The organism is Paenibacillus lautus NBRC 15380 (assembly GCF_004000945.1).
Lineage (GTDB): Bacteria > Bacillota > Bacilli > Paenibacillales > Paenibacillaceae > Paenibacillus_AQ > Paenibacillus_AQ lautus.
Genome location: NZ_BIMF01000012.1, coordinates 126014 through 150477 on the forward strand (window position 1 = coordinate 126014; position 24464 = coordinate 150477).

Below are 24464 nucleotides of genomic sequence, written 5' to 3' on the forward strand. Positions count from 1 at the left end.
CATAAGGCTACCAGCCCAGATCCAGGGTCTTCCCCGTCTCCGCATAGGTCTTCAGAATGCTCATGACCATCCACCAGCTGTCCGCTGCCTTGGCGCGGGACGGATGATCCGGCGTGTATTGATCATTGACGAGCGTCAGCTTGGTACAATTCCCTACCGGCTCGAGGGTGAACGTAATGCGGGACTCCAGCTCCTCATGATTCGCGTAATACGACGGACCCGGATGCTCGGAGAGGCTCAGTGTCTTCTGCGGCTCATAAGCCAGTACATTCCCATAGACATGAACCGTCTCCTCCCCGTCATTCCCTGGTCCCACATAAGCGTAAGGCTCTCCTACTTGAAAAGAAGACCTCAGCTCACTCCCGAAAAAGGTGGCCCGCGTTCCCTCCGGCGAAGTTAAGACATCCCATACCTTCTCCGGCGAAGCTCCGATATAAAACTCATATTGTAACGGCTCCATTTTAGTTTCCTCCCATCATGAAATATCCAGTAAGACCGGCTTGTCCTCCTGTGATATGATGATGTTATCAAGCAGCTGTGATCCAAGTATTGTAAAAATGCGACAGTCTGCAACCTGTGGAATCACTTCAAGCTCAAGTCCCGTGTGAGGGCCAGTGGTCCATCGTTCCAGGCCTGTTACGGAGTTATCGGAGGTGTTTATATCCATGATTCAGTATCCTCATCAGCCCAGTCTCGGCATCTTGAACATGAAAAGAGCCGAAGAGAAGTTCCAGCTCCTGCGAGTTCCCCCATCCAGGGACCTTTCCTATTTCATCAAGCATTACTGGATCATTCATTGGGATTTAACCGATCAGGAGCCTCATCTGCAGGATGTTGTTCCTAATCCTTGCGCCAACATGGTTGTTCAGCCTCATCGAACCGCTTTCTATGGCGTATCCAGCACCAGGCACTCCCACCATCTGGAGGGCAGAGGGCAAGTATTCGGAATCAAGTTCAGACCCGGCGGATTCTATCCGTTCGTGAACACGTCCATGGACCGTCTGACGGATTCCTCCATAGGAACCATGGAGATTCTCCAAGTCGAGCCCCATACGCTGGAGCAGCAGCTATTGACCGCAGAGGAGCCGGAGCAAAAGGTTAGGTACATGGAGGAGCTTATTCGCCGCATTCTTCCCGAAGAGGATGAACAGATCGAGCGGATTCATACCATGATCGATCAAATTCATCACAACCGGGACATCATTCGGGTCGAGCAGGTTAGCGAATGGTTCCAGATGAGCCCGAGATCACTTCAGCGCCTGTTCAAGCAATACGTCGGAGTAAGCCCTAAATGGGTGATTCGCCTGTACCGGCTGCAGAATGCCGCCGAAATGCTCGATGGCCTGGATCATCAGGATGTGCTGGAGCTGGCCATGGATATGGGTTATTATGACCAGTCGCATTTTATCCGGGATTTTAAAGCGGTGATCGGTAAAACGCCCGAAGTTTATATGAAGGAACGATAAATCTAAGGGAGGTAACAGTATGTATACGATACAGGCGATCGGAACGATCCATAACGAAAGAAAGGCCATTCAGGATGATTACTGGGGGGATGTCATCTCGGAGATCAAGCTGGGCGAAGAATGGGATGAAAGCTCCCTGGATGGGATTGAAACGTTCAGCCACCTTGAAATCATCTATGTATTCCATCTCGTCCAGGACGACAGCATCCAATACGCGGCGAGACATCCGCGAAATAATCCGAGCTTTCCCAAGGTCGGTATCTTCGCCCAGCGCGGCAAGAACCGCCCCAACAAGCTAGGAGCCACCATAGTGGAGTTGGTAAGCAGAGAGTGCAGATCCGTTTTCGTTAAAGGGCTGGATGCCATAGACGGGACTCCCGTCGTTGATATCAAACCTGTCATGGAAGAATTTTTGCCGAAGACGAAGACCAAGCAGCCCGAATGGGCTACAGACATCATGTCCCGTTACTGGGAATAATGATTAAGTACTTCATCCTACAAAAACAACAGCGCTGCCGCGCCTGTCCTTGTGGTTCAAGGGACTGGCTTGGTCAGCGCTGTTTCTGTTGATCACATCATTCTGCATAACCTTAATCGTTAATCAGCTTAACTAGACGGGCTCTGACTCGAGATCGGCAGACTTATCTCAACCGATGTTCCCCGCTCTTCCTCGCTCCGGATGACGATCCGGCCATTGTGGCTCTCCATGATCCGGTGGACAATCATAATGCCAAGGCCATTGCCGTCCGGCTTAGTCGTATGAAAAGGCTCCCCAATCCGCTGAAGCACATCGTCCGTCATGCCGGAGCCGTTGTCCGTAAAGATCACGCGTTGATATCCTTCCTGCACATCCAGATGAATGTGGATGTTCCCGCCATGCGGCAAAGCTTCCATCGCATTCTTCAGAATATTAAGAAAAACCTGCTTAATCTGGTTCCGGTCACATAGAATCGTTGCATTCTGCCCGATGTTTTGGGTCATCTCGATCCCGCCAAGCTCCGCCTGAATGGCAAACAAGTGAAGCACCTCTTCCAGAATTTCACCGCAATCCTCAAGCTTACAGACCGCAGCCTGGGGCTTGCCTAGAATCATAAATTCCCCTACCATCAGATTGGCCCGCTCCAGCTCGGACATGATCAGGTCATAGTGCCGAAGACAGGCGTCCTTATTCGCTAGCTGGAGCATCCCCTTCACCGTGGTGAGGGGATTGCGCACTTCATGGGCTATGCTTACGGCAACCTGTCCGGCAAACACCAGCTTTTCCGTATTCCGCAGCACTTCCTCCGTACGCTTCATCTCTGTAATATCACGAAGAAAACCTACCACCCGCATGAGCTGTCCCTCACGGCCATATGCAGGCTGAACATCAAGTATATAGTGATTCATGGTTCCCGATATCTCAAGCGAAAGCTCTTCTCCGATGCAGATTTGCTGCCGGTGTATCACCCGCTCATAATACTCGCCAATCGGCTTAATACCGAACACCGTGCGGCCCACATATTGAGTGCGGTTTCGGGTGCTGTCGTCCGGGCACAGCAGGCTTAAGCTCGTTTCGTTCATCTCCAGAATCCGACCCTTTGCATCGGTAATGATCACGCCATAATGATTCGTTCCAAGGAGCACCTGATTCAAGGTTTGCAGCTGCGTGTTCTGTTTGCGGGTAACCATCTCCCGTTCCAGGGAATCGGCCATCGTGCACAACAAAGCATGCAAATGCGGGTGAACAAACTCCCTGTTCGTCATTAGAGAGATCGTTCCTATGATCACCTTCCCATCCTCACCGTGAAAGGGGGCCGAATAACATGCCATGCGGTGAAGAATGTGATGAAAATGGTCCTCTCCTATCAACGTAAACGGCCGCTCGTACCGGAGACAGAGATCAATTGAGCTTGGACCGTCTTCTTGGGAATAGCCTTTGCCCTCGGTGATCCCCAAATACCGGGCTGTTTCGATGATGGTCGGGTCCCCTTCCATATCAAGAATGAACCCCTCGTTATCCGTAATCGTAATCACGACAGGATTTCCTGATCCGGAGGAAAGGAACTTATTCACGAAAACTTGAATCACTTCGATGTATTCTTTATATTTTGCACGCCTTGCGGCCAATACCTCATCATTCAATCGATTCGTATGTGTTGGAAGAAGCTCCGGGTTCATCCCCTTGTCTATACACTGCTGCTTAGTTCGCTGAATGATCTCCTGATCGGTTATTTCACCACATCGATTATCCAAAACCACATACCCCTTTTTATCATACTGCCACTTAATGTAACCTAACGTTTATTCTATCACTTTTATCGGCAGATGGAGCCTGCCAGTAAAACTTAATCGAATGTGAACATGGCAGCCTTCATCTTAACATTTATCAAGGTATACGGGATAAGCAGATATTTGGAAACATATTCTCATATTCTCCTCCTGTTTATGTAACTATTTACAGCAAATATCCGTTTAGGATGTAAAGGAGATGAGAATCCATGTTCAAACCCAATATGGCTTACTTGTTCCTCATGGCCGTTCTATTTCTTGTCACAGCCTGTTCGAGCAATCAAGCTGAAGCCCCGGCTCCATCATCTGAACTTCCGACAACTGCAGTGACGGACTACAACAGTACGGCGGAAAACGTATTTTCATTATATGAAGGAGAAGACATGAGTACCGAGGATAAAGTCACGAACATTCTTGCTCAATTGGAAGGCATGGACTGGACAGAATATAACCGCCTGAGCAATGGCAAAACATTGGAGACTCTTGAGCTGCTGTATACCCACCAGTCCCTTATCAAACCCGAACATTACAGGAGCCTGTTTCTGGCAACCACCAATCTCGACGGTGCCTCTGCCGAACAATATGCCGCCATCGTGGGGGAATTGTTTACGAAAGACATGGAGGGCGTAGTTCAAACACTCGCCGATTTGAGTGACGATGCTAACAGGCAAAGCGTCATTTCCAGTATTGCGTATCAGCTCGGTTACCAGGATGTTTCACAGGTGAAACAAGAACTCGATCAGTGGCAAACGAAGAAGGCGCTGAATGATCACGAGAAGAACGTCATCGCCTCCCTGATAGCCGCACTCAACCATCCATAATACCAACACACCATCCTTACCCTGCCGTTAACATCTTGCGTCCGGACTCAAACGTTTCATAAGCCTTCAGCTATGTCATACGTCAAGAGATAACCGACAGCACCAAAAAAGAGCCGATCCAGGATCAACATCTTGGTCGGCTCTTTGTATCGATAAAACAAGGGTACACCTTATTGGTTCAGCAGGAACTCTTCTCCGGCAATGCCTGGGGATGTCATATGGTAAGGGTCCAGAATGACCTGGATCTGTTCCTCTGTCAAAAGCCCCTGCTCCAGAATAATCTCCTTGATGCTCTGGCCTGTCTTCTGCGCTTCCTTCACCAGTCTGGAGGCCACGTCATAACCCAGATGCGGGTTCAATGCCGTAATAATGCCGTAGCTGTTATCGACGAAGTACTTGCAGCGTTCCTTATTCGCTGTAAGATCGACCATCAGATTCTTGTAGAACACGTCCATGCCGTTCTTCAGGATTTTGAGGGAATGCATCAAGTTGTTCGCTGCGACCGGAACCATGACGTTAAGCTCGAATTGTCCGGCTTCGCATGCCAAACTGATCGTATGGTCATTGCCGATAACTTGAAACGACACCTGGTTCATGACCTCGGCCATCACCGGATTGACCTTGCCCGGCATAATCGACGAACCTGGTTGTCTAGCCGGCACGTTCAATTCGTTCAAGCCCGCTCTCGGGCCGGAAGCCATCAAGCGGATATCGTTGCACATTTTCGAGAAGTTCACGGCGCACACTTTGAGAGCAGCCGATAATTCCATGTACGCATCGGTGTTCTGGGTGGCATCGACCAAATCTTCGGCTTGCTTCAAGGAGTAGCCTGTCTGCTCAATCAAATGCTGAACGACGCTGTGCATATAGTCCGGCGTTGCATTAAGCCCCGTACCTACGGCCGTCGCGCCCATATTAACGACTAATAAACCTTGCGCCGCCCGGTCGATCCGGTTGATGTCACGCGTCAGAACATTGGCATATGCCCCGAACTCTTGTCCTAGTCGAATCGGTACCGCATCCTGCAGATGCGTGCGCCCCATCTTGATGACATCGTCAAATTCCTTGGCCTTCTCCTGAATGCCGGCAACCAAGGTCCGGAACACCTCAAGCAGATCCTGCGTCAGACGGTAAGACGCAATGCGGATAGCCGTCGGGATGGCATCGTTCGTGGATTGCGACATATTGACATGATTATTAGGATTGCAGTAGAAATAATCGGCCTTCTGTTTCCCCAAAATCTCCAGTGCTCGGTTCGCCAAGACCTCATTCATATTCATATTGATCGAAGTACCTGCTCCGCCCTGGATGGAATCGACAATGAATTCGGAACGAAGATTGCCCGCGATGATCTCGTCTGCCGCCTCTATAATGGCACTGCCTATCTTTTTCGGCAGCAGGCCAAGCTCCATGTTCGCCAGGGCTGCGGCTTTCTTAACCTCGCCCAGTGCAGAAATCAATTCGGCATGGATGGGTACTCCGCTGATCGGAAAGTTCTCTACCGCCCTAACCGTATTAATGCCGTAATAGGCTTCCACAGGAAGCTGTTTTTCCCCCAGAAAATCTTTTTCAATTCGATACTGCATATCCATGGACAACATCACCATCGCCTTTTGATTATTTTGTATCATGCTTGTCACCTGTTATCATCCAGCTTGCCCGGATATATACAGAATTCTGCCTTCCAACTTGAAATCCTCTATAGCTTACGCGTTTTGTTAGAGAATATTGAATGATATGTGCGAATACGCAAAAAAAGAGACTTTTTTTAAGTATAATTACCCAGAAAAAGTCTCTCTTACCCAATCGTGATGATTCCGTTCGTGAACAATGCTTGGGGCACACATAAACTAGACCATGGTGGTCTTCCTATATGGAGGCAATCCGACCGAGATGACGGCCCCTCCCTCTGTGCGATTCCCTGCCGTGATCAGACCTCCGCAGCGTTCCACAATTGCGCGGGCAATGGCCAGACCCAGACCAGACTCCCCGTTCTTGCCCTTCACAAACCGGTGGAACAAATACGGAAGCAGTTCTTCGGATATGCCTTCGCCATCATCGGAAACGGTGAGGAATACCCGGCCATTTTGGATACCGGCTTGAATGTATATATGCTTGCTCGCGTGCCTCGCTCCATTCGAAACGATGTTCAACAGCGCTTGCAGCAGCTTATCCCGGTCAGCATACACCATTAACGATTCGTTATCGCCATAGGAAGGATGCACAAACAGTCCTTTTTTCACCAAGACCGGATTGACTCTTTCGATCGTTTCCTCCACGAGCTCCTTCAAATTGACCGCTGTTGCCTTAAAGATATCGCCCTCGCTGTCCAGCTTCGCGAGCAGCGTCATCTCGGTCACGATATTTTTCATGCGGCTGCTCTCACTCGTAATGATATCCAGCCCTTTGCGAATGTCCTCCCCTTCGAATACCCCGTCCCGAATTCCCTCCGCATACCCGGAGATGGACATGAGCGGCGACTTCAGCTCGTGGGATGCGTTCTGGAAGAATTGCTTCTGCACATGATTGTACCGCTCCAGCTCACCCGCCATTTCGTACACAGACTCTGCAACTACGCCGATCTCTCCGCTTGCCGACACCCGCTGAACCTCGGAGAACTGGCGCTCTTTCACCTTCTTCAGCTCCTCCCGCAGCAGCATGAGCGGCTTAATCAATCTCTTGGTGATGAACAAGCTTAAGATAACCATGATCACGCCCCCCACACCAAAGACGAGCATCAAACGCCCCATCAGCGCCTGCTCAATGGCCTTGATCTTGCTGATCGGCGTGATCAGCGTCATCGTCCCTTGGGGAACCGCCGTCACCTCGGTGAGGAATTGTCCGCTCCCTGCTGCGGATGAGTACGAAGCCACATAGTCCGGACGGATCGCCTGACTTACCATGAAGTGGGCGGAGGGAGTTACCGGACTCGAGCTGACCACATTCCCTTCGTTGTCCTGGATGATTACGCCTACCTCCGCAACCTGTGCCGAGGTCAACCCGCTAACGGCCAAAGGCGCACTCTCAATAGGAATGCTCTGGGCGGCGGCGGTTTCGAGTTTTGCCGTCAGCTCTGCCCCTATGGTCTGCATGTCCTTTCTCTGCGTACCGATAAAATGGTCCATCAGCACATAATGAATCACAACCGCCGTCACGGAAAGCACGAGTATTAGCGATAAGGCAAACGCAAGATTGATCTGATGCACCAGCTTCATATCGATGATTCCTCCCCATCCATTCTCATTCGGTATCCATGCCCCCAGATGGCCTCAATCGGAAGCTGCTCCACCTTCTTGCGAAGCCGTTTAATGAGATGGTCGACCGCACGGTCGCTACCAAAGTAGTCGTCACCCCATACGGAGGTTAGCAGCTCATCCCTTGTAAACGCACGGTTCGGATGCTCGGCAAACACTTTCAGCATCTCGAATTCCTTGTTGGTCATATCCACTTCTTCCCCATCCCAGAACACGCGGCGCTCCTCCAGCATTAACTGAAGCCGACCGTTGCTAAGCTCCGGGGAAGCCACCGCAAGCCGCGGAACACGCTCCTCATGATGGAATTTGTACCATCGGTTTAGCTGCCGTTTAATTCGTGCAACCAACTCGCGGGGACTGAACGGCTTGACCATGTAGTCATCGCTTCCCAGCTCTAGCCCCAGTATTTTATCCACTTCGCTGTCCTTGGCAGAGATCATGATGATCGGGACCTCGGCCTCTGCACGGATCCGCCGGCACAATTCGAAGCCGTCCATGCCAGGCAGCATAATATCCAGCACCCACATATCCGGCGGGTTCGTTCTCCACATCTCCCAGCCTTCCTCTGCCGTTGCAAGGCCCACCGTCCGATAGCCTTCCTTCCGCAAATAAGCTTCCACCAAATTTCGTATATGCTGATCATCATCAACCACGGCGATGAGATAATTTTGGTTCATATTATATAGACCTCCGGGCTTCATCTTCCCTCAGTATACCAAGCTGCGGGAATCGAATGGGGATTGCCATTATTTTTCCACAAATACACCAATGTTCTGCCAATGCTGACTTGTACACTGGGTACTGTAAGACAAACCAACCCGATAAGGAGTGTTATATTCGATGAAATACAAACTGTTTGGCAAGCTCGCCCTTTCCGCCGCCCTGCTCGGTACAGCAGCCGTCCCCGTACATGCCTCTGGTGCTGACACCACAGGTGACGTACCGAATCAAACGGTTAAAGGTGTGCACACAAAGGCTATTACCACGATCAACAGTGTGCCGGGCCCGCTGGAATTGGCAGAGAAGTATGCGCCGGAAACCGTTCAAGATTGGAAAGAAACGCTTGAGAAATACGGAAAACTTGCCGGAGATGAGGGCAAAGGAGTATTTTATTTTTCAGAGGCGAAATCTTTAAGCCCCACTGAAGGAGAAAGAGAGCCGGGACCGACAGAAGGTGGAATGAAAATTTCAATCGCTGTAGCCGCAACTCCTGCGGTGAATGCCAAAGATATGAAAGACATCAAGGAGATCAAGGACACCAAGGAGTTCCTGGAGATCAAGATCAAGGGCGCTCTCACTCCAATTGAAGGGGGAGTAATTGAAGTAGCGGAACCCGATAAATCCGATTCCGGTGAGATTCAATACGATGTGGTTCAAGATGAAATAGCGAGTGTGCAAGCTGTGAAGCTCAGCGATGAGGATCTAGCTTTCATTCATGCAAGAATAGACCTCTTCAAAGCGGTGGATTCCAAGGACTCGGATGCCATAAAAGAAGCGCTCGCGAAACTGCTGGACCAATACAAGGAACAGATCACCAAGCTGGAAGCTGCAGCGAAGTAAAGATAAATACTGTTAAGTACTGTTAAATACAGTTGTAACTCACAACGCGCGGCCCACACCCGATCATACTTAACAAAACACCCCTTGCCGGTGCCGCGGCAAGGGGTGTTTATGCTGCTGATTCTATTATGATTTTTGCGTCATCACCTTTATTAGCTTAACGGCCGAGCGCACGCGGGACCGCTTCAAGTTCTCCTCCACATAGCGGTAATCCGTCAGGATCACTTTGGCATCCCGCAGTCCGTAAGCAAAATCGTCATCGAACAGGAGCCGGTACTCCCATACCCGCTTCTCCCAATTCGGGATATTCGCCAGCATCCATTCATCTTCCGCTCCGGGATGGACATAGGTTTCGCTGACTCCTTCAGGGAGTCTGTACAGCTTATCAATCAGCGATTGCTTGAAGCTCTCATAGGTCTCCCCCTCGACAACAGGAAACGGATGCGAGAGCAGATAATCCGGGATCGGCACCCCAAACGTATCAGCAAGGCCTGAGGCGAGTGCGACCGGCCGCTCGATATTCGGCAGCGAGCTGAGCAGCGGGTCCTCCGGGTAGATATAGCGGAATAGTCGTGCGGGGAGGCGCCAACGCGAAGTCTTCCACAGCATCTGCGGAACGAGGCTCCGTCCCGTTTCCATGCCGTACAGGCTGCCCATGTGATTATCCACATGGCTGATGCGGATGCCGGCCTTGCTCGCCAACCGGTATTGCGCCTCCAGCTCTTTTAGCACAGCCCCCGTCTCCGCTCCCCGTTCAAACTCCTGAACGGTCCGGTATTGATAGCCGCTGGTGTCATGAAGGGACGGATGCCCTGTCAAGCTGCGCCATCGCAGAGCCTCAAATTCGCTTGTCATGGTGAGATGCAGTCCCACATTCGGTTGGCGTCGGCGTGCCGCCCAGGAGGCCGCCTCTTCAAAGCCGGGAGCCACGGTCATGATGGTTGCCGAGGAGACTTTGTTCTCCTCCAGCAGATGCCGGATCGCCTCATTCATGGCCTTGCTTTGCCCGAAATCGTCACAGTTGATGATCAGTCTTCGTTCCATGTTCATGCCCGCCTCCTATGGTTTTAGAGAATTCGATTTTGGTTGCAAAAGATAGCAGGAACGAAATGGCCAGCAAGCATAATGGAACGACACTGATCAAATACCTGAAGGTCGATTCCGGATCGCTTCCCGGATTGTCACCGCTTTCATACCCGAATATCATGCCTACAACAAAAAATGCCAGGGCAGAAATCAATCCGCTGGAACGCGTAATAAATCCGCTGACAGCCGTATAGATCCCCTCTCGGCGCAGCCCCGTCCGCTTCGCATCCTCATCGATGATGTTGCCGCTAACCATGGCCGGCGTTACCAGAAATCCCGCCAGACCGAACCCAACGCCGATGCCTGCCAGAATCCCGCTGATCAGATCGTAACCAAACCAGAGCGGAATGACCGAAAGACCATACACGCCGAGCGACAACCGCCATGCTCTCACACCATCCATTCTTCGGATCATCCAATACCAGACGAATACCAGCGGAATGACCGATACAAACACAGCTGCCAGCAGAATGGATACTTGATTGTCAGGGATGCGGAGCACGTATTTTGCATAAAAAGGGATCGTCGAGCTTATCAGTCCGTTTACCGTCTGGGCAAATGAATTGGAGATATTAAACACCCAGAACTTCTTATTGCGCAAGGTTTCACGGAATGCTTCGACAAGCTTGAGCGGCTCGCTTGCACTGTACACCTCTTGCTCCCGCACGCTCATCATGCAGAGGAACATGAACACCCCGAACAGCAGCGCGTACAGAATCGCCATATTCGAAAATCCCATGGCGTCATAAATAATCGGGGTCAGCGCGGTACCGATCAATAGCGCCACAACCTGGTAGCCCTGCTGGATGGCTGAGGCTTTCGCCCGGATGCGGTCTCCGCGGAACAGTTCGGGGAACAGCGCCCCATAGTTGACCCATAATACGGTCGCTACCGCTTCATACAGGATAAGAGCAACCAGGAACCACATGAACAGTCCGTTCTGCGATAATCCTTCCGGCGGCGAGAACACCAGCACGAAGGTCAGCATGAACAGCGGAATGGCGCCGAATACCCACGGCCTGCGCCGCCCCAGCCGGGTCTTGGTGCGATCGGACCAATACCCCATCAGCGGATTGTTAACCGCATCCCAGATCAGAAATACCGTGCGTGCCAAGGAAGCCAATCCTATGCCAAGACCCAAGATATCCACGTAGAAAAAGATGTAAAAGGAGCTGAACGCCTGGCTCGGGACCATCATAGCAAACATGCCAAGCGAAAATGAATACGGCGAATTCACCCAACTGCGCTTCATCCGTTTCCCTCCATCCGTCATGGACGATTTTGTTGTACAGTATTCTGCGCATGGCAAGAATATACCTGCTCATCAGGGAGGTAAGGGATCTTGTCAAACGACTAAAGAAGCCTGGCGTTATCCGCCAGGCTTCTTATTTACATGACTTATTGAAGAACGATTTTGATGGCATTGCCGATTGGCGGCAAACTCTTGGTCAGTACCGGGCCGTAGTAGCCGATAATTTCAGCATTGTCAGTCAAGTCGCTCGTTTTCAAGGCTTTGCCGTCTCTATTCACGACAACCGTCTCAGGCGTCAGATTCAGGATCACTTCGCTCGGCGATTGTTCCGTTAATCCCTTTCCCTTAATCGTTACGCGCAGGTTACCGCCATCGGCGTTGATGTCCGTAATGGCACCAGCTGTAGCGAGCTGCTCCGTCTCTTCCTTGTCGGATTTCACGCTGATTTCATAAGCATAGGTCTGAGGAGGCAGGCTCATCGTCATCGCCATGCTGTGAACGGCTTCAATCTCCATCCCTTTCGCAAGATCCTTAAACTCGATCTTCTTGCCTTCCGCATCGCGGATGATGGTGCTCTCATCCACATTCAGCACGATTCCCTCGGTTCCCGTGCCGTTAATGTGAACGGCTTTACGCTCTTCATTATTCATAATTTCACTGATTGTACCACTCACGGTTTCCTTCTTGATCTCTTCTTCGGACGAGATGCTCACCTTCGTGCCATCGACCGATACGTTAGCTTGGAGCACTTCGCTGAAGAAATTAGCCGGAACATAGAGCGTGCCCTTCACGTTTACCGGCGCAGCACCGAGGGACTTGTACATTTTGTTAACCGTATACTGGTCTTTACCCGTTTGCACGAGGGTCCAGATCGGGGATCCCGGTTTAGTCAGCTCCGCAGAGCGGTCCTGTTGATTCCAGCCCAGTTCAAATCCGAGTGCCTCGGATACGCTGCGCAACGGGATCATGACCTGCTTCGCATCGGTGTTCATATAACCGGCGCCCGCCACTTCCTTACCGTTAACCAGAACTCCATAATCAATGACAGCCGAGATCACGACTGGTTTTTGTTCCTGGCTGCCTCCAGCCTGGGGTGCTGCATAAGCCGCTGCGCCACCGGAAACTGCCATGGCCGCAACCATCAGCGTCGCCGCTTGCTTCTTCCATTGTTTGTTCATGCTCATCATCCTTTCTAGGTGCCTTAAATGATCGTGTACTACTATACTGACGGGGCGTATTTGCCAAATGTTGCAATGAAATGATAAGTAAACGTACCGAATACGCGAAAAAGGCCGCTCCGGGATAGACTTATCAAGTCTCCCAAAACGGCCTCTTTATCTGGCTTAGCGATGGATAAACAGCGGGTCAACAAAGCTTCTGCAATATTCCTCCGCAATCTGCTCCGCGCTGTATCCCATATCACGCATGTACAGAATGATATCCGCGCGCGGCAGAGATGCGAGCATCACAGAGGTAAACTGAGGGTCAAGCGGCATCAGTACTCCCTGCTCCGCCGCACACTCCAGCAGGCGCTTGATCTGTAATCGCAAAAACGTGAAGGGCGGGTTCTCGCACATAATGTTCTTGGTGTCCTCCAGACGGTCAGAGGTCAGCATCACCCTTAGCCACTCCAAATCTTCATTGAAATGCAGAATGACCTTCGTCATCACCGTACGCAGCCGATGAGCCACCGGTTCACCATCGCTGCTCTGAAGGTAAACGTCCAGCCCCTCCATAAACCGATCGATCTTGGCTTCCATCAGTGTGAAGCAAATCTTGCTCTTGCTGGGGTAACGGCGGTACAAGGTGCCTTGCCCGATTCCGGCCGTTTTCGCCACTTGATGCATGGAGACGTCCTCGACTCCGTATTTATTAAATAAAGCCTGAGCCGTATCCAAAATCTTTTGACCCAACTCGTCATTCTCTTTCGGCAATGCACGCATCCCTTTCTAATTTGAACACACGGGAACCTTATGCAGCAGACTGTTCTTCTTCAACGGGTGAAGTTGTACGTTTAACAAATAAGCCCAGTACTAAGGCGATGATTGCAAGAACGAGTCCGATTACGAAAGCATTATGAAGACCAGCAACCATGCTCTCTACCGGATTGAGATCCCCGGTTGTTTCAACGTAATTTTTAGCACCTGCTGTCATGATGCTGATAAAGAGTGCCATACCTACGGCCCCGGCTACCTGCTGCAGTGTATTCATGATGGCTGTTCCATGCGGATACAGCAAGCGCGGCAGCTGATTCAAGGCTGTAGTCTGGGCCGGCATCATAACCATCGAAATCCCTATCATCATCATAACATGAAGGAAGATGACATAACCACCAGTCCATGAAGAGTCGATGCGCGAGAACAGGAAGATGGCGACGCTCAAAAGAGCAAGACCCGGGATAATCAGAACTCTCGGTCCGAATTTATCGAACAGCTTTCCTGTAATCGGCGCCATCAATCCGTTGATGATACCGCCCGGCATCATGACTAAGCCTGCTGCAAGCGCAGTTAAGCCCAGTGCGTTCTGCAGGAACAATGGCAGCATGATCATGGTGGAGAACATGCTCATCATCAGCACCAGCATCAGCACGGTCACGAGCGAGAACATCGGAAATTTGAAGGTACGCAGATCCAGCATCGGTTCCTTCATCTTCAGTTGGCGCCATACGAAGAGCAGCAAGCTGATAGCCCCTGCCGTAATGCACCATACTACCTTCGGGTCAGACCAAGTGCCTTCTCCGGCACTGCTGAATCCATATACGATACCCCCAAAACCGATAGTAGACAGAATAATCGAAATATAATCGACCTTCGGCTTGGTCAGTATCGATACGTTCTTCAGGAAAACCGCTGCAAATGCAATGGAGAACGCAGCAAGCGGAATGACCAGATAGAACAACCAGCGCCAGTTCAGCGCGTCCACAATCAAGCCGGACAGCGTCGGTCCGATCGCCGGGGCAGTCATGATGACAAGACCGATCATCCCCATGGCGGCTCCGCGATTCTGAGGCGGATAAATACTAAGTATCGTGTTCATCAGAACCGGCAGCATAAGCCCCGTTCCGATCGCTTGCAGGATACGTCCTATCAGCAGCACACCAAATACCGGTGAAAAGCCGCAGACAATCGTACCTATAAGAAATAGCGACATGGCGCCTATAAACATCTGTCTTGTCGTGAACCACAGCTGCAGCAGCGCCGTGACCGGCACCAGAATACCGACAACCAGCATATAGGATGTTGAAAGCCACTGAACCGTAGACTCTCCGATACCAAACTGCTCCATCAAGCTTGGGAAAGCGATGTTCAGCAGTGTCTCATTCAAGATGGAAACGAACGCGCCAATAATCAGTGCGGCAACAATCGGCCCTCTTTTTATTTTGCTTAAATCAATCTTGGCCGAACTTGGCCCCACTCCCATATCCAAGACCTTATCCTCCCTTATCTCTGTATACGGACAATTGTCCGGTAATGCGTTTTTCATTTTAACGGACAATTGTCCGCAGGTCAACTGAAAATTTTCATTTAATTTTCAAAATTGGCAGCAAAGATGAATCCCGCAGCGTTGTCCGGCTGGGTTCAGCAGCAGAAACACGCAGGATATCAGATATTCAAGCTATTCATAAAAAAGATCTGCCCCTAATCGCGACTAAGGACAGATCCTTATTCTATACACATGCCGACTATAGGGTTCGCCTCCGAAAGATCCCTGACGTATCAAATGCAAGTGTCCTGTATACGTCACTCGGATAAGCACGTTTAGCCCTTGGAACCGTTACGCGTTCAGCGCAATCTTCTCCTTGTAAACTCTGGCCCAGCCCTCCAGATTGTTCGTCACAATCAAAAGGTCGGGATACTGGGCAAGGGAGGCCAGCACGGCCTCATCATCCGGCGTCCAGACAATGAGCTGGATGCCCCGCTTGCGCGCCTCCTCCATAAACGAAGGAGTCACGTACACATATTTGACGGACACATAGCGAGCGCCAATCTCCTCCAGGTAAGGAAAAACGGATGGCGTGGCCCCATATATCACCAGGCCCAGCTCGATGTCCGGATCAAGCGTGCGAGCCCGTTCAATGGAATAATGATCGAAGGAGGTCAGGAATACCTGCTTCTCCATGCCCGTTTCCTTTATCACGTCAATGACTTTCTGTTCCAGGCCGGGGTAGGTATCCCCCATCTGCTTCAATTCAATGTCAACGATCATCCGATCCTTGGCAAAACGCAGTGCTTCCTCCAGCGTGGGAATGACTTCTCCCTGGCCTGCATCCAGCTTGCGTATTTCCTCCAGCGTCAAGGCATTGATTGCCCCTGTTCCGTTGGTCGTCCGGTTTACCGTCGGATCATGGATCACAACGGGCACGCCGTCCTTCGTCAGCTGGACATCCAGCTCCAGGTGCGAGAAGCCAAGCTCCAACGCTTTCCGAAAGCCCAGCATCGTGTTCTCCGGGTATTTTAGCGGATACCCTCTATGAGCCAATCCACGTACTTCCATGTGCCATTCCCTCCATATATAAGTCGATTGACGGCCTCCATCACACTGTCGCCACAAGAGGGCGGACGTACGTGATCGAATCGCCGTTTGAAGCTCTATAGGACTGTTCGCCATGAACATTCCGATCCCTGCTGTCTGCAGCAGATCATAACCTTCGGGAGAAAACAAAGAGACGGTATGGCGGTGTATCCTTACCCACCGTTTCCACACCGTCTAGAATACCTGCTTCATCCGGTTATACGGTTATTTAAACGTCGAATTCGCCATCGCGGCCACGATATGCTTCTGCATGACCGTAAAGACCAGCACGATCGGGATAATCGCCATGACGCTGGACGCCATAATGACATTGAAGAACATGGCTTCATTTCCGGCGATAGAATCCCTCAGCATCGCAATACCTACGGTAAGCACGCGCATGTCGTTGTTGTTGGTCATGATCAGCGGCCAGAAATACGAGTTCCAGGACGAGATGAAGATTAACACGCCCATGGTAACGATCGTTGGCATCGCCATCGGGAACAACAGCTTGTACAGAATGGAGAAACGACCGGCTCCATCCACGCGCGCCGCTTCTAGCACGTCGTTGTTAATCGTTTTGAACGCCTGCCTGAGCAGGAATATTGCGTAGGCGGAAGCCCCGTGAGGCACAATGAGCGCCCAGAACGTATTCAGCCAATCCAGCTTGGACATCATGACGTATACCGGAACGAAAATAACCTGCTCCGGCACGATCAATGCAGCGAGAACGAGCAAGAATAGGGCGTCCCGTCCCCAGAACTTCCCCTTCGCAAATGCAAACGCCGCCATAAGCGCCACATTCAGCTGCAGAATAATCGTTCCGACCGCCATGAGCAGCGTATTGCCGAAAAATCTTGCATAAGGGATAACCCGGAAGGCTTCGGCAAAGTTCTGCCAAGCAAAGGTTTCCGGCCAGAATGTAGGTACGGCCATCCGCATCTCAGACTGCGTCTTAAGCGCGCTGATCAGCAGCCAATACACCGGAAAGAACATAAATAGCGTCACGATCACGGCTCCGATAATGCGAAGCGTCATCATGGTCTTTCGGTTCTTGGCGGACCCGGCCATATAATTATCCTTCATAGTGCACCTTCTTCCTGCTGACCACCCATTGTACCAATGTTAACAGCAATATGATTACAAACAGAATCATGACAAGCGCCGAGGCTCTTCCTGTTTTGAATTCATCAAAGGCCATCGTGTAGATCCAGTACACAATCGCATTCGTTGCCTTAAGTGGACCGCCGTCCGTCATGACGTCGATCGACTGGAACACCTGCATGGAGGAGATAAAGCTGGTGATGACAAGAAACAGTGTCATTGGCGACAAGAGCGGCAGCGTAATGTTGCGGAACTGCCGGAACTTGCTGGCTCCATCAATCGAAGCAGCCTCATAATACTCGGCCGGAATCCCACGCATGCCTGCAATAAAGAGGATCATGGCAAAGCCGACGCCCTTCCAGACCGAAACGGCAACCAGCGCCGGCAATGCCGTCGAAGGGTTGGTCAGCCATTCGACCGGGTCCATGCCGAACCAGGAGACAACGGAATTTAGCAGCCCGTATTGCCCGTTGTAAATCCAGGTAAATACCATGGCGGCGACAACCATCGAGACATAATACGGCATAAAGATAACGCCGCGCATGAAACCGAACAACCGTGAGGATGACACGTTGAGCAGCAGCGCCAACAGCAGCCCGATGACAAGCGTGAACACAACGTCCATGACGGTATACAGGAATGTGACCTTCAAGGAATGATAGAAATCCGGGTTCGACAGCAAGCGCGTATAGTTATCGACACCCACGAACTTCTTCACGGGTCGGGTCATGTTCCAGTTCGTAAAGCTGATGTACACGGAATAGCCCAGGGGATAATACAGAAACACGCCCATGAATAACAACGCCGGAACCGCGAACGAAAAGTCCTTCCACTTCTCGATCAACGTATGGGACATCCGTTTAGAGACCGAAGCGGTCGCCCGATTGGACGCCGCCTTTGTCACTTGTTTATTGGTCTCCATAGGCATCACTCATAGTCAGCCAGAATATCGTTGATCTTCTTGGCTGCATCCTGCATAAGTGGTGTCGGATCTTTTTTGTTCAGCACCATTTCCCCTACGACTTCTTTGTAAACTTCGCTGAATTCAGGGTAAGCCGGGTGCTGCAGGCGCGGCGTTACTTCGTCGAAGTGCTCGTATACCGCTCTGTATTGCGGCCATCTTTCGAAATATTGATCGCCTTCTTCAGACTCGATTGCGGATTTTCTTGTCGGCAGGTATCCAACGGATTCAGCCCACTTAATGTTATGCTCAGCCGAAGTCATGAACTCGATGAATTTCCAAGCCGCTTCTTTCTCCAAATCCTCGGCACCGTCCATCATGACGATGCCTGCGCCGCCAATGTTGGAGGTACGGACTTTATCGCCAGGGATAAAAGACACGCCAACCTCAAAGTCCGCGTTCTCGCGGTACATTTTCAGCATAGCGGAAGTATGCTGCACCATGGCGATTTCACCGTTCAGGAACATTTGACGCATATTATCGGAGGCTCCTTTACCGAAGCCCATATGCATGCTGCCGTCATTTTGCCACATGTAGAAGTTCTGGAGGTAACGGAGAGAATCTTCGGTCTCGACAGCCGAAGCACTCAGGTCCTCCGTCAGAATTTGACCGCCGCCGTTAATGTTCCACGGGTCATAGTACCATGTGTCCCAACCCGGAACAGAGAAGGCATAACGCGTCGTTTTGTCGCCTTCCTTTTTCGTTACCTTCGCATTGAAGTCTTCAATCTCGTCCCACTTCTGCGGCGGTTCTACGCCCAGCTCGTCCAGCATCGTTTTGTTGTAAACGAATACGCTGGTGCTGACGATCAGAGGGAATCCGTATTGTTTTCCATTGTATGCGTAAGCGTTCAACATCCCTTTAGCGAAATCGTCCATCTTCACTTCGTCGCGCTTGATCCACGGACCCAAATCGGCAAAAACGCCGCTGTCCGCAAAGTTGGCGAGTGATGATACCTCGACATTGGTAACCGCCGGCACATCGTTAGCAGCGACCGCCGCGGACAATTTTTTGTGAAGATCAGGATAGCCGCCTTGGAACACCGGCTCTACCGTAATATGAGGGTACTTCTTCTGAAACTCTGCGATCATGTAGTTCAAGCCTTCCAGCTGGGCATCCGCGTGGGCATGCCAGTACTGGATTTTGACAGGCGTTGTATCATTCTTCATATCCATCGAAGCGGCTTCCACATCATCGAGCGAAACCTCGCCTCCGGCACTTTCACTTCCACCGCCGCCTCCGCAAGCCGTGGTAATCACCATAAATATGGTCAGTAACATTAACAACCATGATTTCTTTTTCATAGATGATCTGTTGTCCCCTCTCGAATCTATTCATCATTCATCCTTCATCACTGCTGTCTATCCACTTCATCAAATAGCCGGTTCAACGGCACGCGGATCCTAAATGAATGAGGGAATTCTCCCATCCAATCAACCCGTCTACCCCTTAAAAAGCGCACAAAAATAGAGACGTCAAAAGAGCGCAACCTAAGAGCCACCACCTCCTATAAAAGCTAAAGTAGCTGCTACTCGGGTTATCTCATCGTCTCCACCCCTAGCAAATATGTAATTATAGTTAATCCATCAACCGTACAGGGAACCTTACGTCCAAAAACGGGTATCTCCTGTAGATACGAGGTCTGCACCGTTTGCCAGCGCCTCATCGATTTCTTCCTCGCTTCGTAAAAAACCTCCCACAATAAGCGGACAGTGAATTTCCTTTTTTAGGTCGCGGATTACACGGGGCATGAGTCCCGGCATTAATTCCACCTCATCCGGACGGGCTTGTCCGATCATTTTCACTGCGGTTCTTAAAGCTGTCGTATCAATGGCAAACACTCGCTGTATCGTGCTAATGCCAGCTTGGCGCGAAGCCAATACCGTATTCGTCTTCGTCGTAATGATCCCGTCGATCTTGTACGAATCCGCCAAATACTGCACTGCCGAATGATCCCGGCCAATGCCGCTTACCATTTCCAGATGAACAAACACTTTTTTGCCTGAGGAGTGAAGTCGATTAACGATATCCCTGAGTTTTAAGATATCGCCTGTCATCAGGTTCACCCGTTCCACCGTGCTGTTCACAGCCGCATCGATCTGTTCCAGCTTGGTAATCGAAGCGATTACGGGAAGACGCCGTGTCCTTTGCTCTGCCATAAGTGCGTGTCCCCCTTTTACCGAACACTCTTTATGATAAAGCGATAAGATCATGACAGTATTAACGATTTGTAAAACCTGTGTTAACGACGCTCATTAGGACTTCGATGTATCGTGTATACGCTTACCATTCCGTTAACAACAGATTCTACTGTATCCCTGGTTTGGCGGATTCCCCCTATACTTAGGATCATTCGGTTAAGCGAAGATTAGGATAGCGCTTTCAGAAATAGCTTGCCAAGCTATTTAATATCTATCATAGAGGAATGATTTGGCCATAGTCTATAGCGAAATTTGTATTATTTTGTCGAATTTAAAAGAATATCAACTCAATGTAACAAATATCATGGCGCGAACGACGATTTCATGATATCGCATCACCTGAAAGACCATGCTAACACCATCTCACTTCGATACATTCCCGGACCGGCGGGAACTCCCAAGGTTTCCGGGGATTTGCAGCAAAAAAATGAAAAATTGCGCAAAAAAGGCGTTGAATAATTTTCCAATATAGAATAAGATTGCAACAAAAGAAAGGGTAAGCGCTTTCCAAAATTTCAATAGACAGGTGCTATGCCGAAATGAAAATAACTTTAAAAGACATTGCCGACCATGCAAATGTATCTATTTCTTCTGTATCGAGGGCTTTAAACAACGCAAATTCGACAGCACTTGTAAACGACCAAACGCGTCTGCGCATTATTCAAGCTGCCAAGGACCTGGGTTACCATAAGTTTAACAATTCACTGCAAAAAAATGAAAATTTTTCAGTGAATAAAAAAGCTCCAAAGAGAGTGGGACTCGCTTTATATGATGTAAAAGCTAAATACCAGGATCCGTATTTTTCAGAGATCATTTACGGGATCGAAAGTGAATTGCTGGATCAAGAATGTATATTGGATTTTACATTTGAGGTGCAAGATATTTTCAATTTCAATTTATTTGGGGATATGAACGAGAGTGACTTAGGAGTTATTTGTATCGGGCCGCTTAAGCATGATTTTATAAATGAGCTTAATAAGCGGGTTCCATTTGTCATATCGGTGGGCGGAATACCTAAGCTGGACATTGATTATGTTACGGTGGATTTTCGTAATGCGGCAATGCAAGCAGTTCAATATTTGGTAGATCTTGGTCATCGCAATATTGCTTATATTGGCGGAAGCTCTCAAGTTGGAATGCCGATTGATCAAGAAGAACGTTTCTATGGATATAAAGAAGCGATGGAGTTGAACCATCTTGACATTGTTCCGGAGTGGGTTCAAGACGGCTGCTTTGATCTGACCAAGAGTTATGAAGCCATGAAAAAAATTTTAAACACGCAGAGTCCGCCCTCGGCCGTATTTACAGCTAGTGACAAAATGGCATTTGGGGCGTACAAGGCAATTGGTGAATATGAGCTATCGATTCCAAATGATATATCTGTTGTTTCTTTTGATAATGTCGAAATGTCAGAATTCATTAACCCTCCGTTAACAACGGTACAGGTCCACAAGGAGGAAATGGGGAGAATCGCAGTCAAATTACTGCTTCAGCGCATGGAAGGGGGGATACCTTTGCCATTGATCAGCTATTTGCCGACAAAACTAATGGTCCGCAGTAGCTGTACCGAGAAAAGCGAAGTGAAAACTATATGAACGTTTGAGGAGGGTATAATAATGAAAAAAGTAATGGCTTGTCTCGGTTTAGCCGCTTGTATGCTTTTCCCCTTGGGTGCTCCGTTGCACGCGCAATCAGCCCAAGGGGACATAAATGCAAATGAAAAAAAACCAAAAGCAACCTTTCAAGTGATCAGTGACCTGCATATTAGGGATACATCGTTCTCTCATAACAAGCTTTCGAAAGCGCTTCACGACCTGCATTCCATTGACCCGCTGGCAGATGCTATGGTCATCAACGGAGATATAACGAATAACGGTTTTCCCGAAGAATATGCAAAGGCTCGCGAGCTTCTTGATCAATCGCCTAAACCGATGAATCTGTATATGACCATTGGAAATCATGAATTTTTTAATGGAGATGGAAATGAAGTGAACACCAGTCGGTTCACAGACTTTATCGAAGAAGAGCATGTGTATTACGAGAAAATGGTGAAAGGCTATCCTTTTATATTCCTTGGCTCTGAAAGCTGGGGGCCTGTCGATTCTCCCGCCAAAGACGATGCCTATCTGAGCGATGAGCAGTTGAATTGGCTGGAAGATACTTTGGAGAAACGCAGCAAGAGCGAGAAGCCTATGTTTGTTTTTCTTCATCAGCCCCTTTCCGCCGTATATGAAGCAGCAGAAAAGCGTCTAACCGATCTCTTCTCGAAGTATCCGCAAGTTATTTTATTCTCTGGCCATACCCATCGGGATATGCGACTTCCAAATATTAACCTAACACAGAATGAATTTACGAGCATCAATACAGCTTCTGTCTATTATACAACCTTCGCACCGACAGTAAACTGGGACGAAAGCCAAGGATTGTATGTGCAAATTTACGATGACAGGGTCGTAGTCCAAGGACGCGACTTTTACCGTAAGCAATGGATTCCCGAAGTGCATTACACGATTGATGTCCAATCGGCAACCACATTTTCTTATCGTAATGACTATGTTATTCCGGGTGAAACCGCCCTATTAACCTCAACCTTTACAAATTATGGACAAAACACAGTCGAGGCCGTCCAATTGGACTTAACGGCCCCTGATGGTTGGAGTGTAGAGGCAGTAACTGATCCTCTGGTCACCAATCTTTCGCCTGGAAGTTCGATTGAAACAGATTGGCGTGTGACGCCCCCTGATACTGCTGAGCCTGGATTCGCAAAATTAGATGCAGCCGTTTCATTTGAATATGGGGAAAATAATAAGCAAACAAAATGGAGTGCCGACTCTATCGTATGGATACCAGAACGGCTTCCCGCTGCCGATTCTTATGTAAGTGATGTGGAATGGATTCATTCCGCAAATCATTGGGGGCCCGTAGAACGGGATCAAAGCAACGGTGAAAAAGCAAAAGACGACGGGAAAACCATAACGATTGGCGGTGAAGAATATACGAAAGGCTTAGGTGTGCATGCGAATGCTGAGATTGCTTATTATATAGGCGGCAGCTTCTCGACATTTACCGCAGATATCGGAATCGATGATGAAGTTGGAAATAAAGGGTCGGTCGTTTTTCAAATTTGGGCAGACGGCGAGAAGGTATATGACAGCGGGCTTGTTACCGGATCTGATTCCGTCAAAAAAGTTCATGCTGATATCTCCGGCGCAAACGTACTGAAACTGGTCGTCACTGATGGCGGAGACGGCACTGGCTACGACCATGCAGATTGGGCAAATGCCCATATAACCATATCCGATGTAAACAGCTAGGAAGGCTAATAAAAAGGGTCAAAAGGCACCCCATTTCCCGGTCATTTCCGGATTTGGGGTGCCTTTTGCATACCTTGAATTACATACGAATCCCACAGGGATCGTTGCGTGGCCCCTCCTTTAGCTCCTCTGCCGGGCAAAGGCTATTCGAATAACGGTACCTTCGGATCCTTCCCGTTACAATGAACCAGCATCGCATGCAGCTGTCCTCTGTGGTGATACACATGCGCCACGATTTCGAGCAGCCATTCGTACCTGGTATAGGTGACACCCCAATAAGAGGTCATCTCCTGATGAAGCTCCTCTTCCGTCATTTCTCGGAACGCCTGCTCCAGATAAGAATAATTGCTCAATAACTCCGCCTGTATGTCCTTCAGGTTATTTAACGACACACCTGTGTAATAGGCGCTCATCTCCTCTTGCGTGGCTCCTCCGGATATGTGAAAATCGGCCCGGCAGATCACTGCGATATGCTTGAGCAGCTCTCCAACGGAATGCTTGCCCTCCGTCGGCTTGACGAGCAGATCCGCCTCATCCAGCCTGTCGATCATCGCAACAACAGAGACGACAGCAACCTCGATTTGATGCAATGCATATGTACGATAAGAATTCATATGTTCTCTCCAATCCGATATGTGTACACTAATCTGTTCAAAATCACCTCA

The 24464-nt window shown here is 49.7% G+C and carries 23 protein-coding genes; 6 read left to right on the plus strand and 17 right to left on the minus strand.

Annotated elements, in window-relative coordinates; translation table 11 throughout:
* Positions 1-7: 7 nt before the first annotated feature.
* Both PLA01S_RS20375 and PLA01S_RS20380 read right to left on the minus strand, forming a co-directional pair.
* Positions 8-460 carry an SRPBCC family protein gene (locus PLA01S_RS20375; RefSeq protein WP_127593782.1) on the minus strand — a complete coding sequence of 151 codons (453 nt, stop codon included), beginning with the start codon at positions 458-460 and terminating at the stop codon, positions 8-10.
* A gap of 15 nt (positions 461-475) precedes the next feature.
* Positions 476-667, minus strand: a complete 192-nt coding sequence (locus tag PLA01S_RS20380; protein ID WP_127593783.1) for a hypothetical protein — start codon at positions 665-667, stop codon at positions 476-478.
* On the opposite strand from PLA01S_RS20380, the gene PLA01S_RS20385 reads away from it, so the two are divergent.
* Complete coding sequence (locus PLA01S_RS20385; protein WP_127593784.1) at positions 666-1466, plus strand: AraC family transcriptional regulator; 801 nt, start codon at positions 666-668, stop codon at positions 1464-1466. The genes PLA01S_RS20380 and PLA01S_RS20385 overlap by 2 nt on opposite strands.
* Before the next feature lie 19 nt (positions 1467-1485).
* The gene (gene tsaA / locus PLA01S_RS20390; protein ID WP_127593785.1) at positions 1486-1944 is read left to right on the plus strand and encodes a tRNA (N6-threonylcarbamoyladenosine(37)-N6)-methyltransferase TrmO; all 459 of its coding nucleotides are present in this window, start codon (positions 1486-1488) and stop codon (positions 1942-1944) included.
* 128 nt (positions 1945-2072) lie between these two features.
* Here the strand turns inward: tsaA and PLA01S_RS20395 are convergent, their stop codons facing one another.
* A complete protein-coding gene (locus tag PLA01S_RS20395) occupies positions 2073-3704 on the minus strand; it encodes an ATP-binding protein (RefSeq protein WP_127593786.1) in 1632 nt (543 codons plus the stop codon).
* 239 nt (positions 3705-3943) lie between these two features.
* Here PLA01S_RS20395 and PLA01S_RS20400 point away from each other — a divergent pair, with 239 nt between their 5' ends.
* Positions 3944-4555 (plus strand): hypothetical protein, encoded by a 612-nt coding sequence (locus PLA01S_RS20400; protein WP_127593787.1) that lies wholly within the window; start codon positions 3944-3946, stop codon positions 4553-4555.
* A gap of 170 nt (positions 4556-4725) precedes the next feature.
* On the opposite strand, the gene PLA01S_RS20405 is transcribed toward PLA01S_RS20400, so the two are convergent.
* The 3 genes from PLA01S_RS20405 to PLA01S_RS20415 form a co-directional block, all read right to left on the minus strand.
* Positions 4726-6186 carry an aspartate ammonia-lyase gene (locus PLA01S_RS20405; protein ID WP_246059706.1) on the minus strand — a complete coding sequence of 487 codons (1461 nt, stop codon included), beginning with the start codon at positions 6184-6186 and terminating at the stop codon, positions 4726-4728.
* Between the two features lie 219 nt (positions 6187-6405).
* Positions 6406-7770 carry a sensor histidine kinase gene (locus PLA01S_RS20410; protein WP_127593788.1) on the minus strand — a complete coding sequence of 455 codons (1365 nt, stop codon included), beginning with the start codon at positions 7768-7770 and terminating at the stop codon, positions 6406-6408.
* Positions 7767-8486, minus strand: a complete 720-nt coding sequence (locus PLA01S_RS20415) for a response regulator transcription factor (protein WP_127593789.1) — start codon at positions 8484-8486, stop codon at positions 7767-7769. The genes PLA01S_RS20410 and PLA01S_RS20415 overlap by 4 nt, the downstream gene beginning before the upstream one ends.
* A gap of 163 nt (positions 8487-8649) precedes the next feature.
* On the opposite strand from PLA01S_RS20415, the gene PLA01S_RS20420 reads away from it, so the two are divergent.
* Complete coding sequence (locus PLA01S_RS20420) at positions 8650-9369, plus strand: hypothetical protein (protein WP_127593790.1); 720 nt, start codon at positions 8650-8652, stop codon at positions 9367-9369.
* A 126-nt stretch (positions 9370-9495) separates the two neighbouring features.
* On the opposite strand, the gene PLA01S_RS20425 is transcribed toward PLA01S_RS20420, so the two are convergent.
* From PLA01S_RS20425 to PLA01S_RS20470, 10 genes are all read right to left on the minus strand, one after another.
* A complete protein-coding gene (locus tag PLA01S_RS20425; protein WP_127593791.1) occupies positions 9496-10413 on the minus strand; it encodes a polysaccharide deacetylase family protein in 918 nt (305 codons plus the stop codon).
* On the minus strand, positions 10385-11707 hold the full coding sequence (locus PLA01S_RS20430) for an MFS transporter (RefSeq protein WP_127593792.1): 1323 nt from the start codon (positions 11705-11707) through the stop codon (positions 10385-10387). The genes PLA01S_RS20425 and PLA01S_RS20430 overlap by 29 nt, the downstream gene beginning before the upstream one ends.
* A gap of 146 nt (positions 11708-11853) precedes the next feature.
* Positions 11854-12885 (minus strand): copper amine oxidase N-terminal domain-containing protein, encoded by a 1032-nt coding sequence (locus PLA01S_RS20435; RefSeq protein ID WP_127593793.1) that lies wholly within the window; start codon positions 12883-12885, stop codon positions 11854-11856.
* Between the two features lie 165 nt (positions 12886-13050).
* Positions 13051-13620: a TetR/AcrR family transcriptional regulator gene (locus PLA01S_RS20440; RefSeq protein WP_246059708.1), complete on the minus strand. Its 570-nt coding sequence runs from the start codon at positions 13618-13620 to the stop codon at positions 13051-13053.
* 58 nt (positions 13621-13678) lie between these two features.
* Positions 13679-15127, minus strand: coding sequence for an MDR family MFS transporter (locus PLA01S_RS20445; protein WP_371860444.1), 1449 nt, complete (start codon positions 15125-15127; stop codon positions 13679-13681).
* A 354-nt stretch (positions 15128-15481) separates the two neighbouring features.
* Entirely contained in the window at positions 15482-16201 is a 720-nt protein-coding gene (locus PLA01S_RS20450) for a glycerophosphodiester phosphodiesterase (RefSeq protein ID WP_127593796.1), read from the minus strand.
* A 243-nt stretch (positions 16202-16444) separates the two neighbouring features.
* The gene (locus tag PLA01S_RS20455) at positions 16445-17305 is read right to left on the minus strand and encodes a carbohydrate ABC transporter permease (protein WP_127593797.1); all 861 of its coding nucleotides are present in this window, start codon (positions 17303-17305) and stop codon (positions 16445-16447) included.
* Positions 17295-18251, minus strand: coding sequence for a carbohydrate ABC transporter permease (locus PLA01S_RS20460; protein ID WP_371860441.1), 957 nt, complete (start codon positions 18249-18251; stop codon positions 17295-17297). The genes PLA01S_RS20455 and PLA01S_RS20460 overlap by 11 nt, the downstream gene beginning before the upstream one ends.
* Positions 18251-19588, minus strand: coding sequence for an ABC transporter substrate-binding protein (locus tag PLA01S_RS20465; protein WP_127593799.1), 1338 nt, complete (start codon positions 19586-19588; stop codon positions 18251-18253). Before PLA01S_RS20465 ends, PLA01S_RS20460 begins: the two co-directional genes overlap by 1 nt.
* Positions 19589-19888: 300 nt before the next feature.
* Positions 19889-20443, minus strand: coding sequence for a glycerol-3-phosphate responsive antiterminator (locus PLA01S_RS20470; RefSeq protein ID WP_127593800.1), 555 nt, complete (start codon positions 20441-20443; stop codon positions 19889-19891).
* Positions 20444-21024: 581 nt separating this feature from the next.
* On the opposite strand from PLA01S_RS20470, the gene PLA01S_RS20475 reads away from it, so the two are divergent.
* Both PLA01S_RS20475 and PLA01S_RS20480 read left to right on the plus strand, forming a co-directional pair.
* Positions 21025-22080 (plus strand): LacI family DNA-binding transcriptional regulator, encoded by a 1056-nt coding sequence (locus tag PLA01S_RS20475; RefSeq protein ID WP_127593801.1) that lies wholly within the window; start codon positions 21025-21027, stop codon positions 22078-22080.
* Positions 22081-22101: 21 nt separating this feature from the next.
* Positions 22102-23799 carry an NPCBM/NEW2 domain-containing protein gene (locus tag PLA01S_RS20480; RefSeq protein ID WP_127593802.1) on the plus strand — a complete coding sequence of 566 codons (1698 nt, stop codon included), beginning with the start codon at positions 22102-22104 and terminating at the stop codon, positions 23797-23799.
* A gap of 143 nt (positions 23800-23942) precedes the next feature.
* Here PLA01S_RS20480 and PLA01S_RS20485 read toward each other — a convergent pair whose 3' ends face one another.
* On the minus strand, positions 23943-24413 hold the full coding sequence (locus PLA01S_RS20485; protein ID WP_127593803.1) for a DinB family protein: 471 nt from the start codon (positions 24411-24413) through the stop codon (positions 23943-23945).
* Positions 24414-24464: the final 51 nt, after the last annotated feature.

Bases quoted from the DNA above. Each gene is read 5' to 3' on its own strand.
- PLA01S_RS20445 (WP_371860444.1), bottom strand. From the start codon at position 15,127: ATGGGAGTGGGGCCAAGTTCGGCCAAGATTGATTTAAGCAAAATAAAA.
- PLA01S_RS20380 (WP_127593783.1), bottom strand. From the start codon at position 667: ATGGATATAAACACCTCCGATAACTCCGTAACAGGCCTGGAACGATGG.
- PLA01S_RS20400 (WP_127593787.1), top strand. From the start codon at position 3,944: ATGTTCAAACCCAATATGGCTTACTTGTTCCTCATGGCCGTTCTATTT.
- PLA01S_RS20425 (WP_127593791.1), bottom strand. From the start codon at position 10,413: ATGGAACGAAGACTGATCATCAACTGTGACGATTTCGGGCAAAGCAAG.
- PLA01S_RS20410 (WP_127593788.1), bottom strand. From the start codon at position 7,770: ATGAAGCTGGTGCATCAGATCAATCTTGCGTTTGCCTTATCGCTAATA.
- PLA01S_RS20475 (WP_127593801.1), top strand. From the start codon at position 21,025: ATGAAAATAACTTTAAAAGACATTGCCGACCATGCAAATGTATCTATT.
- PLA01S_RS20420 (WP_127593790.1), top strand. From the start codon at position 8,650: ATGAAATACAAACTGTTTGGCAAGCTCGCCCTTTCCGCCGCCCTGCTC.
- PLA01S_RS20460 (WP_371860441.1), bottom strand. From the start codon at position 18,251: ATGCCTATGGAGACCAATAAACAAGTGACAAAGGCGGCGTCCAATCGG.
- PLA01S_RS20430 (WP_127593792.1), bottom strand. From the start codon at position 11,707: ATGAAGCGCAGTTGGGTGAATTCGCCGTATTCATTTTCGCTTGGCATG.
- PLA01S_RS20485 (WP_127593803.1), bottom strand. From the start codon at position 24,413: ATGAATTCTTATCGTACATATGCATTGCATCAAATCGAGGTTGCTGTC.
- PLA01S_RS20470 (WP_127593800.1), bottom strand. From the start codon at position 20,443: ATGGCAGAGCAAAGGACACGGCGTCTTCCCGTAATCGCTTCGATTACC.
- PLA01S_RS20415 (WP_127593789.1), bottom strand. From the start codon at position 8,486: ATGAACCAAAATTATCTCATCGCCGTGGTTGATGATGATCAGCATATA.
- PLA01S_RS20450 (WP_127593796.1), bottom strand. From the start codon at position 16,201: ATGGAAGTACGTGGATTGGCTCATAGAGGGTATCCGCTAAAATACCCG.
- PLA01S_RS20385 (WP_127593784.1), top strand. From the start codon at position 666: ATGATTCAGTATCCTCATCAGCCCAGTCTCGGCATCTTGAACATGAAA.
- PLA01S_RS20435 (WP_127593793.1), bottom strand. From the start codon at position 12,885: ATGAACAAACAATGGAAGAAGCAAGCGGCGACGCTGATGGTTGCGGCC.
- PLA01S_RS20375 (WP_127593782.1), bottom strand. From the start codon at position 460: ATGGAGCCGTTACAATATGAGTTTTATATCGGAGCTTCGCCGGAGAAG.
- PLA01S_RS20465 (WP_127593799.1), bottom strand. From the start codon at position 19,588: ATGAAAAAGAAATCATGGTTGTTAATGTTACTGACCATATTTATGGTG.
- PLA01S_RS20405 (WP_246059706.1), bottom strand. From the start codon at position 6,186: ATGATACAAAATAATCAAAAGGCGATGGTGATGTTGTCCATGGATATG.
- PLA01S_RS20480 (WP_127593802.1), top strand. From the start codon at position 22,102: ATGAAAAAAGTAATGGCTTGTCTCGGTTTAGCCGCTTGTATGCTTTTC.
- tsaA (WP_127593785.1), top strand. From the start codon at position 1,486: ATGTATACGATACAGGCGATCGGAACGATCCATAACGAAAGAAAGGCC.
- PLA01S_RS20455 (WP_127593797.1), bottom strand. From the start codon at position 17,305: ATGAAGGATAATTATATGGCCGGGTCCGCCAAGAACCGAAAGACCATG.